General features: G+C 71.8%; 11 protein-coding genes. 1 reads left to right on the plus strand and 10 read right to left on the minus strand.

What is annotated here, in order from left to right; translation table 11 throughout:
• Positions 1-252 precede the first annotated feature (252 nt).
• Positions 253-1,641, plus strand: a complete 1,389-nt coding sequence (locus HW837_RS07425) for an OFA family MFS transporter (RefSeq protein WP_045556669.1) — start codon at positions 253-255, stop codon at positions 1,639-1,641.
• 94 nt (positions 1,642-1,735) lie between these two features.
• Here HW837_RS07425 and HW837_RS07430 read toward each other — a convergent pair whose 3' ends face one another.
• The 10 genes from HW837_RS07430 to HW837_RS07475 all read right to left on the minus strand — a co-directional run bounded on the left by HW837_RS07430 (position 1,736) and on the right by HW837_RS07475 (position 14,376).
• Positions 1,736-2,791, minus strand: coding sequence for a sugar phosphate isomerase/epimerase family protein (locus HW837_RS07430; protein ID WP_193379891.1), 1,056 nt, complete (start codon positions 2,789-2,791; stop codon positions 1,736-1,738).
• 86 nt (positions 2,792-2,877) lie between these two features.
• Positions 2,878-4,296 carry an alkaline phosphatase family protein gene (locus HW837_RS07435; RefSeq protein WP_193379890.1) on the minus strand — a complete coding sequence of 473 codons (1,419 nt, stop codon included), beginning with the start codon at positions 4,294-4,296 and terminating at the stop codon, positions 2,878-2,880.
• The gene (gene eboE, locus HW837_RS07440) at positions 4,293-5,462 is read right to left on the minus strand and encodes a metabolite traffic protein EboE (RefSeq protein ID WP_193382329.1); all 1,170 of its coding nucleotides are present in this window, start codon (positions 5,460-5,462) and stop codon (positions 4,293-4,295) included. Before eboE ends, HW837_RS07435 begins: the two co-directional genes overlap by 4 nt.
• Before the next feature lie 3 nt (positions 5,463-5,465).
• Positions 5,466-6,314 carry a TatD family hydrolase gene (locus HW837_RS07445; RefSeq protein ID WP_045556665.1) on the minus strand — a complete coding sequence of 283 codons (849 nt, stop codon included), beginning with the start codon at positions 6,312-6,314 and terminating at the stop codon, positions 5,466-5,468.
• On the minus strand, positions 6,314-7,048 hold the full coding sequence (locus HW837_RS07450; protein WP_390623589.1) for an EboA domain-containing protein: 735 nt from the start codon (positions 7,046-7,048) through the stop codon (positions 6,314-6,316). Before HW837_RS07450 ends, HW837_RS07445 begins: the two co-directional genes overlap by 1 nt.
• A complete protein-coding gene (locus HW837_RS07455) occupies positions 7,045-7,956 on the minus strand; it encodes a sugar phosphate isomerase/epimerase family protein (protein ID WP_193379888.1) in 912 nt (303 codons plus the stop codon). The genes HW837_RS07450 and HW837_RS07455 overlap by 4 nt, the downstream gene beginning before the upstream one ends.
• A complete protein-coding gene (locus tag HW837_RS07460; RefSeq protein WP_193379887.1) occupies positions 7,953-9,119 on the minus strand; it encodes an inositol-3-phosphate synthase in 1,167 nt (388 codons plus the stop codon). Before HW837_RS07460 ends, HW837_RS07455 begins: the two co-directional genes overlap by 4 nt.
• A 130-nt stretch (positions 9,120-9,249) precedes the next feature.
• Complete coding sequence (locus HW837_RS07465) at positions 9,250-10,689, minus strand: ThuA domain-containing protein (protein WP_193379886.1); 1,440 nt, start codon at positions 10,687-10,689, stop codon at positions 9,250-9,252.
• Positions 10,690-10,698: 9 nt separating this feature from the next.
• Positions 10,699-13,233 (minus strand): PQQ-dependent sugar dehydrogenase, encoded by a 2,535-nt coding sequence (locus tag HW837_RS07470; RefSeq protein ID WP_390623588.1) that lies wholly within the window; start codon positions 13,231-13,233, stop codon positions 10,699-10,701.
• Between the two features lie 138 nt (positions 13,234-13,371).
• Positions 13,372-14,376, minus strand: a complete 1,005-nt coding sequence (locus HW837_RS07475) for a sugar phosphate isomerase/epimerase family protein (protein WP_045556660.1) — start codon at positions 14,374-14,376, stop codon at positions 13,372-13,374.
• Positions 14,377-14,378 lie beyond the last annotated feature (2 nt).

The following is a 14,378-nucleotide window of genomic DNA, read 5'->3' on the forward strand; positions in this document are numbered from 1 at the left end:
GGGCGCGGGCGGCGGGGGTCCTGTGACGGGGCGGCATGCCCTGGGTCGGCCGGGGGTCCGGGGGTTGTCCCCCGGGCGTGACGCAGCCCGGTGGGCGCGGACCGCAGGGCTGTTGGGGGGGCGGTCGATGAGCTGAGCGACGGCTCGAACCACGGGGTCCCGCGGACGACCGCTCACCGCGGGCCCCGGCGCAAAAGAAGCACGGACAGGGGGCGCTGGCCAGACTTCTTCCACGCGGAGGGTTCGATCGACATGGCAACAACTGACATCTCCACACCCGTCCCCTACCGGGAGGTGACGGACGCCAACGGCCGGATGTACCGGATCGGCGAGTCCGACCTGGACATCATGGGGCGCAAACGCAAGTGGATGGTCATCCTGCCGTGGGTGGGCATGATGGGCATCAGCTCGGCGGAGTACGCGTTCGCGTCCGCCGAGGAGACCCTGCACACGGCGCACAGCTGGAGCAACCAGCACATCTTCTGGATGCTGGGCGTCTGGGTGTTCTTCCAGGCCGCGGTGGCCTTCCCGGCGGGGAAGCTGCGCGAGAGCGGCAAACTGCCCGCCCGCTGGGCGATGATGCTGGGTGCCGTCGGCACCCTGCTCGGATACGTGTCCCTGGCGTTCGCACCGCACGTCGTCGTCGCGTACATCGGGTTCGGCATGTTCAGCGGCATGGGCGCCGGCATGGTCTACGCGACCTGCGTGAACATGGTCGGCAAGTGGTACCCGGAGCGCAAGGGCGGCAAGACCGGCTTCGTCAACGGCGGTTTCGCCTACGGTTCGGTGCCGTTCGTGTTCATCTTCACCGGGTACATGGACCTGACGAACTTCCGCTGGGTGCTCGTCTGTGTCGGTGTGTTCCTCGCGACGGTCGTCGCCGTGGCGGGCTATTTCTTCCAGGACCCGCCGAAGAACTGGTGGCCGGCCGAGGTCGACCCGCTACGCAAGCCGGACGACCCGCGCGCGCGGCGCGCACTGGAGAAGAACCCGCCGGCCGTGAAGCAGTACACGCCGAGCGAGGCCTGGCGCACGGGCCGGGTGGCGCTGATGTGGTTCTGTCTGCTGTGCACCTCGGGTGTGAACATCTTCGGCATCGCCTTCCAGGTGCCGTTCGGCAACGAGGCGGGTTTCGCGGGCGGGATCGTGGCCACCGCCATGTCCCTGAAGGCGATCGTCAACGGCACGGGACGCGGTGTCATCGGCTGGCTCTCCGACCGCTACGGCCGCAAGCAGTGCCTGATCTTCGTGTGCATCGTGCTGGGCCTGTCCCAGTACGGCATCCTGTGGTCCGGCAACATCGGCAACCTGCCGCTGTTCCTGGTGTTCTCCAGCATCTCCGGCTTCGGCGGCGGCGCCATCTTCCCGATGTTCGCGGCGATGACCGCGGACTACTTCGGCGAGAACAACAACGCCTCCAACTACGGCCTGGTGTACAGCTCCAAGCTGGTGTCCGGTCTGCTCGGCTCCGGTATGGGCGCCGTGGTCGTGGGCGCCTGGGACTACGCGGGCGCTTTCGTGCTCGCCGGTTCCATCTCACTGTTCGCCGGTTGTGTGGCGGTCTTCCTGCACCCGCCGGGGCGGCCCCGCTCCCGGCACATCGCTCCCAACCCGCGTCCGCTCGGTGACGAAGTGGCCTGACAAGTGGCTGACGCCTCCACGTACGGCAGCAGGCGGCCGCCCCGTGGTCTCGTACCACGGGGCGGCCGCCTGCTGCCGTCGTCGTCCGGGTCGGTCAGCACTTCTCCCGCAGCGAGTGCAGGTGCTCGCTGGAGCGGCGGGCGAAGGTGAGGGACTCGGAGGGGTTGTCGTGCTCGGCCTGCCAGTGGTGGGCCAGACGGTGGCCCTTCAGCCGGGTGACGGCCGAGATGAACTTCTGGTAGTCGATGTCGCCGTCGCCGACGTCGACCATGCGGTAGCCGAAGGGGTTCGACGGGTCGCTCTCGCCGTCCTTGACGTGGAAGAGCGGGTAGCGGTTCGGGCGGCGCAGGACGTAGTCGAGGGGCTCGAACGGCGCGGCGGTCCCGTCGGGCCTCTTGGAGAACCGGAACTGGGCCACGTACGCCCAGAAGATGTCCATCTCCAGGAAGACCAGGTCGGGGTCGGTCTCCCGGAGCAGCACGTCGTAGAGGCGGACCTTGGGGTTGTCGGTGGCGAAGGAGAACTCCTCGGAGTGGTTGTGCTGGTAGAACTTCATGCCCCGCGCCCTGGCGGCGGCGCCGTAGGTGTTGAACTCGTGGGCGGCCCGCTTCAACGCGTCGACGGTCGTGCCGTAGCGGAAGGGGTTGGCGGCGGTGCCGATGTGCTTGAGGCCCAGGGCCTGGGCGTCGTCGAGGACCTTGGTGAGGTTCTGCGCGAAGGTGTACGCGTTGGGGTCGCTGGAGTAGTAGCCGACGTGGCTGCCGATCGGGGTCAAGCCATGGTCTCGGGCCAGGCGCTTGAGCTGGGCGAGGGTGATGGGGCCCGCCGAGCCCTGGGTGTAGCCGGCGAACTCGACCTCGTCGTAGCCGTACTTCTCCAGCTCGGCGAAGACGGGGGCGAAGCCGAGGGTGGAGACCTTGTCGCGCAGGCTGTAGAGCTGGATACCGAGCCGGCCGGGCGGGAGGACGGGGCGGCCCCGGCCCTTGCCCGTGGCTCCGGTGGCGGCCGCGGACTCGGTGCCGGCGGCGGCCTGCGCCAGGGCTGCCGCGCCCAGCAGGGCGGCGACCGTGGCGCCGGCGGCCACGCCGAGCATGCCTCGTCTGCTGAGGCGGTGGATGAGTTCGGGATCCGGCTGGTGGGTGCGGCTCATGCTGGAACTCCTCTGGGTGGGCGGGCGTTGTCAGTGGTGAGTGCTTCACTTGTGACCAGTCAGGACCCTTGGGTCCTGGGCACCGGTCAGGACAGACCGGCAAGTCGGAGCAGGAGTGCTTTCACATCGGTGGCCGCGACACGGTCACCGACGGCTCGGGGGGTGGAGCAGATGATGAGCGGACCGTCGTCGTCGCTCGCGGGAAGGCGGCCGTGGCTGCCTCGAATAGGCGAGGGGTCCAGCGGCACGACCGCCATGCGGTAGCGCAGCCCGAGTTTCTTGCGGGCCAGTGCCGTGGCCGCCTTGAGTTTCACCAGCGGGTCGAGCGGGTCCATGAACAGCTCGACCGGGTCGTAGCCGGGTTTGCGATGGATCTCGACGGTGCGTGCGAAGTCGGGCGCGCGGTCGTCGTCGAGCCAGTAGTAGTACGTGAACCAGGCGTCCGGCTCCGCGACGGCGACGAACTCGCCGGAGCGCGGGTGGTCGAGGTGGTGGGCCTTCTTGCCCTCGTCGTCGAGGAGTTGACCGATCCCGGGCAGGTCCGCGAGGGCTTCCCTGGTGGCGTCCAGGTCCTCGGCGCGGCGTACATACACATGGGCGATCTGGTGGTCGGCGACCGCGAAGGCACGTGAGGCCATCGGGTCGAGGTACTCCATGCCGTCCTGGGTGTGCACGTCGAGCAGGCCGGCCCGGCGCAGGGCGCGGTTGATGTCGACGGGGCGTTCCACGGGGGTGATGCCGTACTCGGACAGCACGACGACGGTACGGCCTTCCGCGCGGGCGTCGTCGAGCAGGGGCGCCACGGCCTGGTCCAGGTCGGCGGCCGCCTTCAGGGAGCGCGGGTCGTCGGGGCCGAAGCGCTGTAGGTCGTAGTCGAGGTGGGGGAGGTAGCAGAGCGCCAGGTCGGGGCGGCGGGTGCTGACGATGTGGCGGGTCGCGTCGATGATCCACTGGCTGGAGACGAGGTCGGCGCCCGGGCCCCAGAAGTGGAACAGGGGGAACGTGCCGAGTTTCGCGGTGAGTTCGTCGTGCAGGGCCGGGGGGCGGGTGTAGCAGTCGGGTTCCTTGCGGCCGTCGGAGTAGTAGATCGGACGGGGGGTGACGGTGAGGTCGGTGTCGGCGCCCATGGCGTACCACCAGCAGATGTTGGCGACGGTGTAGCCGGGGTGGGCACGGCGGGCGGCGTCCCAGAGTCTGTCGCCGGCGACGAGGCCGTTGTGCTGGCGCCAGAGCAGGACGTCACCGAGTTCACGGAAGTACCAGCCGTTGCCCACGATGCCGTGTTCGGCGGGGAGCGTGCCGGTGAGGAAGGTGGACTGGGCGGCACAGGTGACGGCGGGCAGGACGGTGCCGAGCGGGGCCCGGGAGCCGGACTGTCCGAGGGCCTTGAGGTGGGGCATGTGGTCGAGGAGACGGGGGGTGAGGCCGACGACGTCCAGGACGAGGAGGGGGGTGGGATCGGCGTCGGGCGGGGGCCCCGGGGTGGTGCTGCTGTTCGGGCTCACGGCAGCTCCTTGAGGCCGAGGTCGGTCAACAGGTCCCGGGCCAGGGCGAGTTCGGCGGCGATGCCGTCGGCGAGCTGGGCGCGTGTGGCGGGGCGCAGCGCGGGGGGCAGCGCCTGCCAGGTGTAGGTCTCCACCTCCAGGTGGTGGGTGAGGGGGTGGGCGCCGCCGACCAGGTGGTTCAGGGCGGTCTTGAGGACCGGGAGGGTGGAGGTGAGGGGGGCCGCGGGGGCCGCGTGGAGGGGGACGTGGAAGTGGGCGCGCCAGGGTGAGGCGTCGGGCAGCGTGTCGCCCGTGAGGGCCTCGCCGAGGTCGTCGGTGCCGCGCAGGCCGGCGGCGGTGGAGGTGCGGGTCTGGTGCAGGAAGCGGGGCTCGTCGAAGGCGGCGAGGGCCTCGCGGACCTCGGGCAGGTGCGGGTGTTCGGCGTGCAGGGCGGCCGAGAGCTGGGACTTGACGACGGGGACACCAGCCCGGGTGAGGGCGTCCAGGGCGGTGCGGGGATCTTCGAAGGAGGTGGCGAGGTGGCAGGTGTCGACGCAGACGCCGATGCGGTCGTGGCCGATGGCGGTCAGCGGGCCGATGGCGTCGGCGGTGGTCTCGACGGTGCAGCCGGGTTCGGGTTCCAGGCCGACGCGGATGGAGCGGCCGGTCAGCTCGGCCACGGCGTCGAGGCGTTCGGCGAGGGTGCGCAGGGCCGTGCGGGACCGGGCGGCGCGGGTGTCGTCGTGGGCGGTGCGCCAGGCCAGGGGCAGAGTGGAGACGGTGCCCTCGGTGACGTCGTCCGGGAGGAGTCGGGCGAGTACCCGGGCGAGGGAGGTGGTGTGGTCGAGGCGCTCGGGGTCGGCCCAGTCCGGCCGGTAGACGCGGTACTTGACCTCCTCGGCGCCGAAGCCCTGATAGGGGAAGCCGTTGAGGGTGACCACTTCGAGGCCGCGCCGGTCGAGTTCGGTGCGCAGGCCGCGCAGCGCGGACGGGTCGGTGACCAGGGCCGTGGCGGCGTCCCTGGCCAGCCACAGCCCGATGCCGAGGCGGTCGCGGCCGAGGCGGCGGCGTACGGGCTCGCAGTGGTCGCGGAGCTGGGCGAGGACGCCGTCGAGGGTCTCGGCCGGATGCACGTTCGTGCAGTAGGCGAGGTGGACGGTGGAGCCGTCGGGGTGGCGGAAGCGCACGGGTCACTCACCGCCGCGCAGGATGCTGTTGCCCTCGTGCGTGGGGTCCGTCGCGGTGACGTCGAGGTCGAGTCGGCCGCTGAGTCCGTAGAAGGCGACCGGGTTGCGCCAGAGCACCAGGTCGACGTCGTCCTCGTCGAAGCCGGCCGCGAGCAGGGCGTCGGCGACCCGGCGGGTCTTGAGGGGGTCGCTTCTGCCCCAGTCGGCGGCCGAGTTGACCAGCACCTTCTCCGGGCCGAACTTCTTCAGGACGGCGACCATGCGCTCCTCGTCCATCTTGGTGTCCGGGTAGACGGAGAAGCCGAGCCAGGCGCCGCTGTCCCTGGCCTTCTCGACGGTGGTCTCGTTGAGATGGTCGAGCAGCACCCGGTCGACGGGCAGGGCGGAGGCCCGTACGACGTCGAGGGTGCGGCGCAGCCCGGCGAGCTTGTCCCGGTGCGGGGTGTGGACGAGGGCGGGCAGGCCCTGGTCGGCGGCCAGCTGGAGCTGGTGTTCGAGCGCGTGGTCCTCGGCCGGGGTCATGGAGTCGTAGCCGATCTCGCCGACGGCCACGACCCCGTCCTTGAGCAGGTAGCGGGGCAGCAGGTCCAGGACGGGGGCGCACCGCGGGTCGTTGGCCTCCTTGGGGTTGAGGGCGAGGGCGCAGTGGTGGGCGATGCCGTACTGGGCGGCGCGGAAGGGCTCCCAGCCGAGGAGGGAGTCGAAGTAGTCGACGAAGGAGGCGGGCGACGTCCGGGGCTGCCCCAGCCAGAAGGCCGGTTCCACGACCGCGCGGACGCCCGCGGCGTGCATCGCCTCGTAGTCGTCGGTGGTGCGTGACGTCATGTGGATGTGGGGGTCGAAGATGCGCATCAGGACTCCTTGCCGTCGAGACCGTCGAAGCCGTCGGTGCGGGGCTCGACGGCCGGTGGGGGCGCGGTCAGGGCCAGGACGCGGTGCAGGTCCTCGGGTACGGGACGGCCCGCGGCGGTGCGTTCCTCGGCGAAGGCGCGGAGCATACGGGCGAGTTCGGTGTCGCCCCGGGCGCGGCGGGCGAGGTGGGCGACCTCGTCGAGGGGGACGCCGGTGAAGAGGCACTTGAGGACGGCGTGCCGCCAGGGGTGCGGGGCCAGGTGGCGGGCGGCGTATGGGCCGAGGGCGGCGGCGACGAGACGGGTGTCGTTGGTGCGCAGGGCGTCCTCGACGAGGTGCAGCGCTCCGGGGCCCGGTACGAGGTGGGGCAGCGCGTGCAGGACCGCGCGGCGTTCGTCGGCGGTGCCCTGGCGGTAGACCCGGGTGACCGCGTCGGTGTCGGCGTGGGCCGCGTGCAGGATCAGGACGCGGACGGCGTCGGCGTGTTCGGTACCGCAGCGCCGGCCCGCCTCGGCGAGGCGCAGCTCCCAGGCGGAGATGGGCCCGTGGCCGCCCGGATGGTCGGCGGCCTCGTCCAGCGCCCGGCCCAGCCAGGCACGGGCCGCGTCGGTGAGGTGGTCGTTCAGGTGGCGGCGCAGGTCGGCGGGGGTGGTGTGGGCGAGGTGATGGGCCTGGTGATGGGCCGCATGGGCGTGCGTGCTCGTCGGCACGGCCGGGGTGCGGGGGTGGGTCACAAGGTGCTCCCGGGGTCGGCGGTGCGGCCGGTCGTGCCGTGGCTGAGGGCGAGGGACTGTTCAAGGAAGGAGAGGGACTGCTCGGCGAAGTGGGGGCCCGCGTGGGAGTGGCGGGGCAGTTCGACGACGGTCAGGGCCCCGTAGTCGACGGTGGCGAGCGCTTCGAGGACGGGCGGGAAGTCGATCTCGCCCTCACCGAGGGGGAGGTGTTCATGGACGCCTCGCCGCATGTCCTCGATCTGGACGTGGCGCAGCCAGGGCGCGGCGGCGCGGACGCAGTCGGCCGGAGGGAGCGGTTCGAGGCACTGGCAGTGGCCGATGTCGAGGGTGAGGCCGAGTGCGGCGGGGCTGTCGAGGGCCTCGCGGAGGCGGTGGAAGTCGGCGAGCGAGGCGAGGAGGTGACCGGGTTCGGGTTCGATCGCGAGGGGGACACCGGCGGCGGTGGCGGCGTCGAGGACGGGGGCGAGAGCGTCGGGGAGGCGCTTCCAGGCGGTGTCCTCGTCCGTACCCGGCGGGGTGACGCCGCTGAAGCAGTGCACGGCGTGGGCGCCGAGGTCTGCGGCGACCCGCACCCCCCGGACCAGCAGGTCGGCCCGGCGGGCCCGGTCGTCGGGGTCGGCGTCGAGCAGTGTGGGGCCGTGCTTGCGGCGGGGGTCCAGCACATAGCGGGCCCCGGTCTCCACGGTGACGGACAGCCCGAGGTCGTCCAGCCGCCGTGCGAGCCGCCGGGTGCGGGCCGCGAGGTCGGGGGCCAGCGGGTCGAGATGCATGTGGTCGAGCGTGAGCCCGACCCCGTCGTAACCGAGATCGGCGAGGAGCGCGAGCGCGTCGTCGAGCCGGAGGTCGGCGAGCCCGTTGGTGCCGTAGCCGAAGGAGAGGGAGGTGAGGGATGTGGGTGAGTGACTCATCGGGTCTCCTCGCGCGGCGTGGGTGTCGCCGGGGCCCCTGCCCTCGCCCGCAGCCGCTCCGCGAAGCCGGCCAGCCGCGCGTACTGCTCCCCCAGCGCCGCCGGACCGTCCCCCACCGGATCCTTGAAATAAAAGCCCAGCTCGGACAGGGGGCCGGAGAGGCCCGCTTCGTGGGCGCGGGACAGGAGGCGGGCCAGGTCGAGCACCAGCGGGGCCGCGAGGGCGGAGTCACAGCCCTGCCAGGTGGTCTGGAGGACCATCCGGGTGCCGAGGAAGCCGTCGAAGGCGATGTGGTCCCAGGCGGTCTTCCAGTCGCCGAGGGCGGGGACGTCGTCGATGTGGGTCTCGCCCTCGGGGGTGCCGCCCAGGCTGTCGGTGAGGACGCGCTCCTTGCCGGCGTTCTTGGCAGCGGCGGCGGCCGGGTCGGCGAGGGCGGCGCCGTCGCCACCGCCGAGCAGGTTGGTGCCGGACCACGCCCGGACGGTGAGGGCCCGCTGGGCGAACATCGGGCCGAGGACCGACCGGAGCAGCGTCTGGCCGGTCTTGCCGTCGCGGCCCGCGTGGGGAAGTCCCGAGGAGGCGGCGAGGGAGGCCAGGGACGGGTGGTGGAGCCCGGTGGAGGGGGTGAAGTTCACGTAGGGGCAGCCGGCGCGCAGGGCCGCCGCCGCGTAGAGGGAGCTGGGCGGCAGGGCCGTCCCGGTGGGGGCGGGTTCCGTGGAGGCGACGTTCACCACGACGGCGCGGGCGAGCCCCCGGCGTCGTACGAAGTCCTGGATGTCGGCGGCGTGGGAGGCGATCAGTTCGTCGGGGGTCCTGGTGTCGCCCGGGAGGGGGCCGCCGGGCCTGATCTCCCGGTCGGCTGCGGCCAGTTCGGCGCCGACGGCCGCCGGGAGGCCGTGCGGCAGGACGCCTCCGGCCGCGAGTGCCTCGGCCCGTTTGGGCAGGGGGCAGTCGACCGTGTCGTGGCCGCCGAAGACGAGGGAGGTGAGGGGCGCGAGGCCGGTGCCCTCGAAGGCGGGGGTCTCGGTGACCATGCCCGTCGGGGCGTGCAGACCCGCCGTGACGGCCGCGCAGCCCGCGACGACGGTGGTGGCGACGGAACCGCGTGCTCCGATCAGCCAGACGCCGACGCTCGGTGGGGTGACGGACACGGACGCGGACATGGGCAGCCTCCTCGTCGGGCCAGGGGTGGGACGGGCCGGGAACCCTCCGTGGGGGAAGAGGGAAAGGGAAGGGGAAGGGAAGAGGGGCGAGACGGCGGGCGGAGGTCCGGCGTCCCCCGCCCGCCGTCGCTCAGTCGCCCGGCGGCGGGTCCGCCAGGTCGGCGGCCCGTGCGGGCAGTTCCTTGATCCGGACGTCGCGGAAGGACACCTGATCGGCGGATCCGTGGTTCTGGATGCCGAAGTGGCCGTCGCGCAGGCTCCGTACCGGATCGGTGTTGGTGAAGTCGTTGATCTTCACCCCGTTGAGCCAGACGCGGAGGCGCTCGCCCTCCACGCGGATCTCGTACGTGTTCCACTCCCCCGGCGGGTTCAGCGCGCGGTCGCGCTTGCCGAGGTCGGCGGAGCGGAAGCCGTAGACGGACCCGGTGGTCCGCTCGGGTACGTCGGTGGCGTCGATCTGGACCTCGTAGCCGTTGTTCACGGCGGACCAGGGGTCGTCGGAGGGCGGGAAGCCGACGAAGACACCGGAGTTGTCGTCGCCCGAGGGGCCGGACATCCTCCAGTCGAGCTTCAGGGAGTACGACCCGAAGCTCCGGTCGGCGTACCAGAGCATCCCCATGCCACCCGCCGACGTGATCGTGCCGTCGTCGGACAGGGTGAAGGAGCCCGGACCGGCCTGCCGCCACGCGGACAGGGACTCCGCCGTGCCGTCGAACAGCGACCGGTAGCCGTTCTCCGGGCGGCAGTCGGCCCGGGCCTCGCCGATCGCCCAGCGGATGCCGCCCAGCAGGTGCTGCCGGAAGGCGGGTTCGGCGAAGGACTCCTTGGTGTGGCCGCCGCCGGTGTAGAAGGCACGCCCGCCCTGGTAGTCCTGGCACCAGGCGATCGGATGGTCGCCGTTCATGGTGCCGCCGCTGTACGACGACTCGTCGAGCGAGGCGAGGACATGGGCCCGCTCGCGTGGGTTGGAGCGGTAGTTGTACCACTCGTCCGTGCGGTTCCAGGTCGCGCCCAGCCCGGCGGTGGCCGGGTGGGCGTGGTCCTCGACGTCGACCGTCGCGGGCTGGATCGCGGGGTGCGACTGGAAGTACGCGCCCGCGAGCCCGCCGTAGAAGGCCCAGTCGTACTCGGTGTCGGCGGCGGCGTGGATGCCGACGTACGCGCCGCCGCGTTTGATGTACCGCTCGAACGCGCCCTGTTGGGCCGCGTTCAGGACGTCGCCGGTCGTGGAGAGGAAGACCACGGCGTCGTAGCGTCCGAGGTTGCGGGCGGTGAAGGCGCCGGCGTCCTCCGTGGCGTCGACCGCGAAGCCGTGTGCGGCGCCCAGCTCCCGTACGGCCGTGATGCCCTCGGGGATGGAGTCGTGGCGGAACCCGGCGGTCTTGGAGAACACCAGCACCCGGCGCTCGTCCCCGTGACCCGCGCCGCCGGGACCGCCAGGGCCTCCGGAGGTGCCCGCGTCATCCGACACGGCGGGCCCCGACACACAGCCGATCAGCAGGGCGGCGCCACCCACCGCGGCCCACAGGCGTCCACGTCCTCGTCCGCGTCCTCGTCCGTTCGTCGGCATGACGCCCCCTCACCGCTTCGTGAAGGTGAAGTCGTCCACGTCGAACAGGCCGCCGGAACCGGTCCCCTTGAACACCAGGTGGAGCGTCGTGGTGCCGCGCGGGGCGCGGGACAGGTTCGCGGTGACGTCCTGGAAGTTCTCCCATCCGCCGGTCGCCGGCACGGTCGCGCTGCCGAGGAGGCGGCCGGTCGGGGAGCCCGCCCGGACCTCCAGCTTGCCGCCGGCACCCCCGGAGGAGACGCGTGCGGTGATCTTCGTGGCGTTCGACAGGACGTACGGCTCGAAGGAGATCCAGTCGCCGTTGTCGATGTCCCCGACCGTCTTGCCGCCGTGGGCGGTGGGCTTCGTCTGGACGGCGATGCCGGAGGAGTCGCCGTAGTGCTCGGCCTGGCGGTGGGTGGGCTGGACGACGTTCTGGTCGTGGGTGGTCAGCGGGGCCTGGCCGCCGCCTCCGCCGTCGGTGTACTCGGCGTCGAAGACCCCGAAGATGTTGGCGTTCTCGTCGTGGCCGCCGTCGGCGCTGGTCTGGATGGTGCCGGTGCAGCCGTTGGCGGAGGTCACGGGGTGGCCGTGACTGTCGTGGCCGAGGATGAAGGTGACCTTGACCTTGGCGCAGTCGATCGGGTGGCCGTCCTCCGGGTCGCTGACCTTCACCTTGAACGGTACGGCGTCACCGAACGCGAACAGCTGCCCGTCCGCCGGGAGTTGCAGCTCGACCTTGGGCGCGGTGTTGCCGACCACGATCTGCACGCTCGCGCTGCCGGTACGGCCGGTGGTGTCCTTCGCGGTCACGGTCGCCGTGTAGGTGCCGTTCTTCTTGTACGTGTGCGTCGGGTTGGCGGCCGTGGAGGTGGAGCCGTCGCCGAAGTCCCAGCTGTAGGTGAGGGCGTCGCCGTCCTGGTCGCTGGTGCCGGCGGAGGAGAAGCGGACCTTCAGTCTCGCCTGGCCGGAGGTGCGGTCGGCGGCGGCCTGGGCGACCGGGGAGTGGCCGTCGGTGGCGTTCTCGATGCGGTACAGCGCGGAGTTCTCGTCGCCGCCGAACCAGGCGAGCCCGTAGTCGAGGACGTACAGCGCGCCGTCCGGGCCGAAGGCCATGTCCATGACCTGGGTGCCGGTCCACGGGACGCTGTTGATCGACTGGACGGTGCCGTCGGCGTCGCTGCTGATCCGCTTGATCCAGCGGCGGCCGAACTCACCGGCGAAGAAGTCGCCGTCGTACGCCTCGGGGAACTTCACCGGGGAGTCGAGCGCGGCGTCGTAGTCGTAGACCGGGCCGCCCATCGGGGACTCGGAGCCGTCGCCGAACTCCGGGACGGAGGCGCCGTTGTAGGGGATCCAGGCGGGCTCGGCGGGCGGCAGGTCGGTGAGGCCGGTGTTGTTCGGCGAGGTGTTCTTCGGGGCCGCGCAGTCGAAGGACGCGCCCGAGGTGCCGGTGGCGAAGTCGTAGTCGACGTAGGCGTCGTTCTTGCCGGTGCAGTACGGCCAGCCGAAGTTGCCCGGCTTGGTCACCCGGGCGAACTCGACCTGCCCGGCCGGGCCGCGCGAGGGGTTGGCCGCGCCGGCGTCGGGGCCGTACTCGCCGACGTAGAGGATGCCGGTCTTCTTGTCGACGCTGAAGCGGAAGGGGTTGCGGAAGCCCATCGCGTAGATCTCGGGGCGTGTCTTGTCCGTGCCGGGGGCGAAGAGGTTGCCGTCGGGGACGGTGTACGAGCCGTCGGCGCCGACCTTGATGCGCAGGATCTTGCCGCGCAGGTCGTTGGTGTTGCCGGAGGTGCGCTGGGCGTCGAAGGCCGGGTTGCGGTTGGACCGCTCGTCGATGGGGGTGAAGCCGTCCGACTGGAAGGGGTTGCTGTCGTCGCCCGTCGACAGGTACAGGTTGCCGGCCGCGTCGAAGTCGATGTCACCGCCGACGTGGCAGCAGATCCCGCGCGAGGCGGGGACGTCGAGGATCTTCTTCTCGCTGGCGTCGTCGAGGGTGCCGTCCGCCTTCAGGACGAAGCGGCTCAGACGGTTGACGCCGTCGAAGGGCGCGAAGTCGGCGGCCGTCCCGGTCTCGGGGGCGTCGCCGGCCGGGGTGTTCAACGGGGGCGCGTAGTACAGGTAGATGAAACGGTTGTCGGCGAAGCCCGGGTCGACGCCTATGCCCTGGAGGCCCTCCTCGTCGTGGGAGTACACGTCGAGCTTGCCCGCGAGCCTGGTGTTGCCCGCCGCGTCGGTCAGGCGCAGTTCGCCGTCGCGGGAGGTGTGCAGGACCGAGCGGTCGGGGAGGACGGCGAGCGACATGGGCTCGCCGACCTCCGGCTCGCCCTTGGCGAGGGTGACCTGTTGGAAGTCCTCGGCGGCGGCCGGGGCGGCCTTCGGCCCGGCGTCGGCCGCCCCCGCCGCCGGCGCGGTGAGGGAGAGCGAGGCGCCCGCGAGCAGCAGACCGCTCAGCAGGGCGATCGGCCCGCGCAGTCCGCGGCGTCTGAAGAGGCTGGTGGTGCTGGTGGTGCTGGTGGTGCTGGTGGTGCTGGTGGGGTGTCTGGTGTCGTCGTACGGGTGCACGAAATGCCTCCAGTAAGGGGCTGGTCGTACGGAGGTGTACGGGTGTGTGCGGTACGCCGGGGTGCGCCGTCACCCCGGAAGACAGGGAACCGTTGTGGCTGGAACCGTTGCGGCTGGAGCCGTTGTGGCGGGGAACCGTCAGTCGTTGCCGCCGAACGCCGCGTCGAACGAGGCCGTCGGCGGTTCGAAGTCGAACGCCTTGAGGTGGGTGAGGGCCTCGGGGGCGCCCTGGAGCCGGTCCATGCCGGCGTCCTCCCACTCGACGGAGATCGGGCCCCGGTAGTCGATCGAGCGGAGCATCCGGAAGACGTCCTCCCACGGGACGTCACCGTGGCCGGCCGACACGAAGTCCCAGCCCCGGCGCGGGTCGCCCCACGGCAGGTGCGAGCCGAGGCGGCCGTTGCGGCCGTCGAGGCGCTTGCGGGCCTCCTTGCAGTCGACGTGGTAGATCCGGTCGCGGAAGTCCCAGAGGAACCCGACCGGGTCGAGGTCCTGCCACACGAAGTGCGACGGGTCGAAGTTCAGCCCGAACGCCGGTCGGTGGTCGACCGCCTCCAGGGCGCGCCGGGTCGTCCAGTAGTCGTAGGCGATCTCGCTCGGGTGGACCTCGTGCGCGAACCGCACGCCCTGGGCGTCGAAGACGTCGAGGATCGGGTTCCAGCGGGTCGCGAAGTCGTCGTAGCCGCGCTCGATCATCGATTCGGGGGCGGGCGGGAACATGGCGACCAGATGCCAGATGGCGGAGCCGGTGAAGCCGACGACGGTGTCCACGCCGAGGGCGGCGGCGGCCCGCGCGGTGTCGGCCATCTCGGCGGCGGCCCGCTGCCGTACGCCCTCGGGCTCGCCGTCGCCCCAGATACGGGCGGGCAGGATGGCCCGGTGGCGTTCGTCGATGATGGCGTCGCACACCGCCTGTCCCACCAGGTGGTTGGAGACGGCCCAGCACTTCAGGCCGTACTTCTCCAGGAGCTGGTGGCGGGAGGCGAGGTACGACGGGTCGGCGAGGGCCTTGTCGACCTCGAAGTGGTCGCCCCAGCAGGCGAGTTCGAGGCCGTCGTAGCCGAAGTCGCGGGCGAGGCGGCAGACCTCTTCGAGGGGGAGGTCGGCCCACTGGCCGGTGAAGAGCGTGAAGTCGCGCGGCATGT

Origin of the sequence: Streptomyces caniscabiei (assembly GCF_014930365.1) — a bacterium.
GTDB lineage: Bacteria > Actinomycetota > Actinomycetes > Streptomycetales > Streptomycetaceae > Streptomyces > Streptomyces caniscabiei.

What these genes read in the sequence shown, in the direction of transcription:
- HW837_RS07445 (WP_045556665.1), bottom strand. Translation starts at nt 6,314, where the DNA reads ATGCGCATCTTCGACCCCCACATCCACATGACGTCACGCACCACCGAC.
- HW837_RS07465 (WP_193379886.1), bottom strand. Translation starts at nt 10,689, where the DNA reads ATGCCGACGAACGGACGAGGACGCGGACGAGGACGTGGACGCCTGTGG.
- HW837_RS07455 (WP_193379888.1), bottom strand. Translation starts at nt 7,956, where the DNA reads ATGAGTCACTCACCCACATCCCTCACCTCCCTCTCCTTCGGCTACGGC.
- HW837_RS07460 (WP_193379887.1), bottom strand. Translation starts at nt 9,119, where the DNA reads ATGTCCGCGTCCGTGTCCGTCACCCCACCGAGCGTCGGCGTCTGGCTG.
- HW837_RS07430 (WP_193379891.1), bottom strand. Translation starts at nt 2,791, where the DNA reads ATGAGCCGCACCCACCAGCCGGATCCCGAACTCATCCACCGCCTCAGC.
- HW837_RS07475 (WP_045556660.1), bottom strand. Translation starts at nt 14,376, where the DNA reads ATGCCGCGCGACTTCACGCTCTTCACCGGCCAGTGGGCCGACCTCCCC.
- HW837_RS07425 (WP_045556669.1), top strand. Translation starts at nt 253, where the DNA reads ATGGCAACAACTGACATCTCCACACCCGTCCCCTACCGGGAGGTGACG.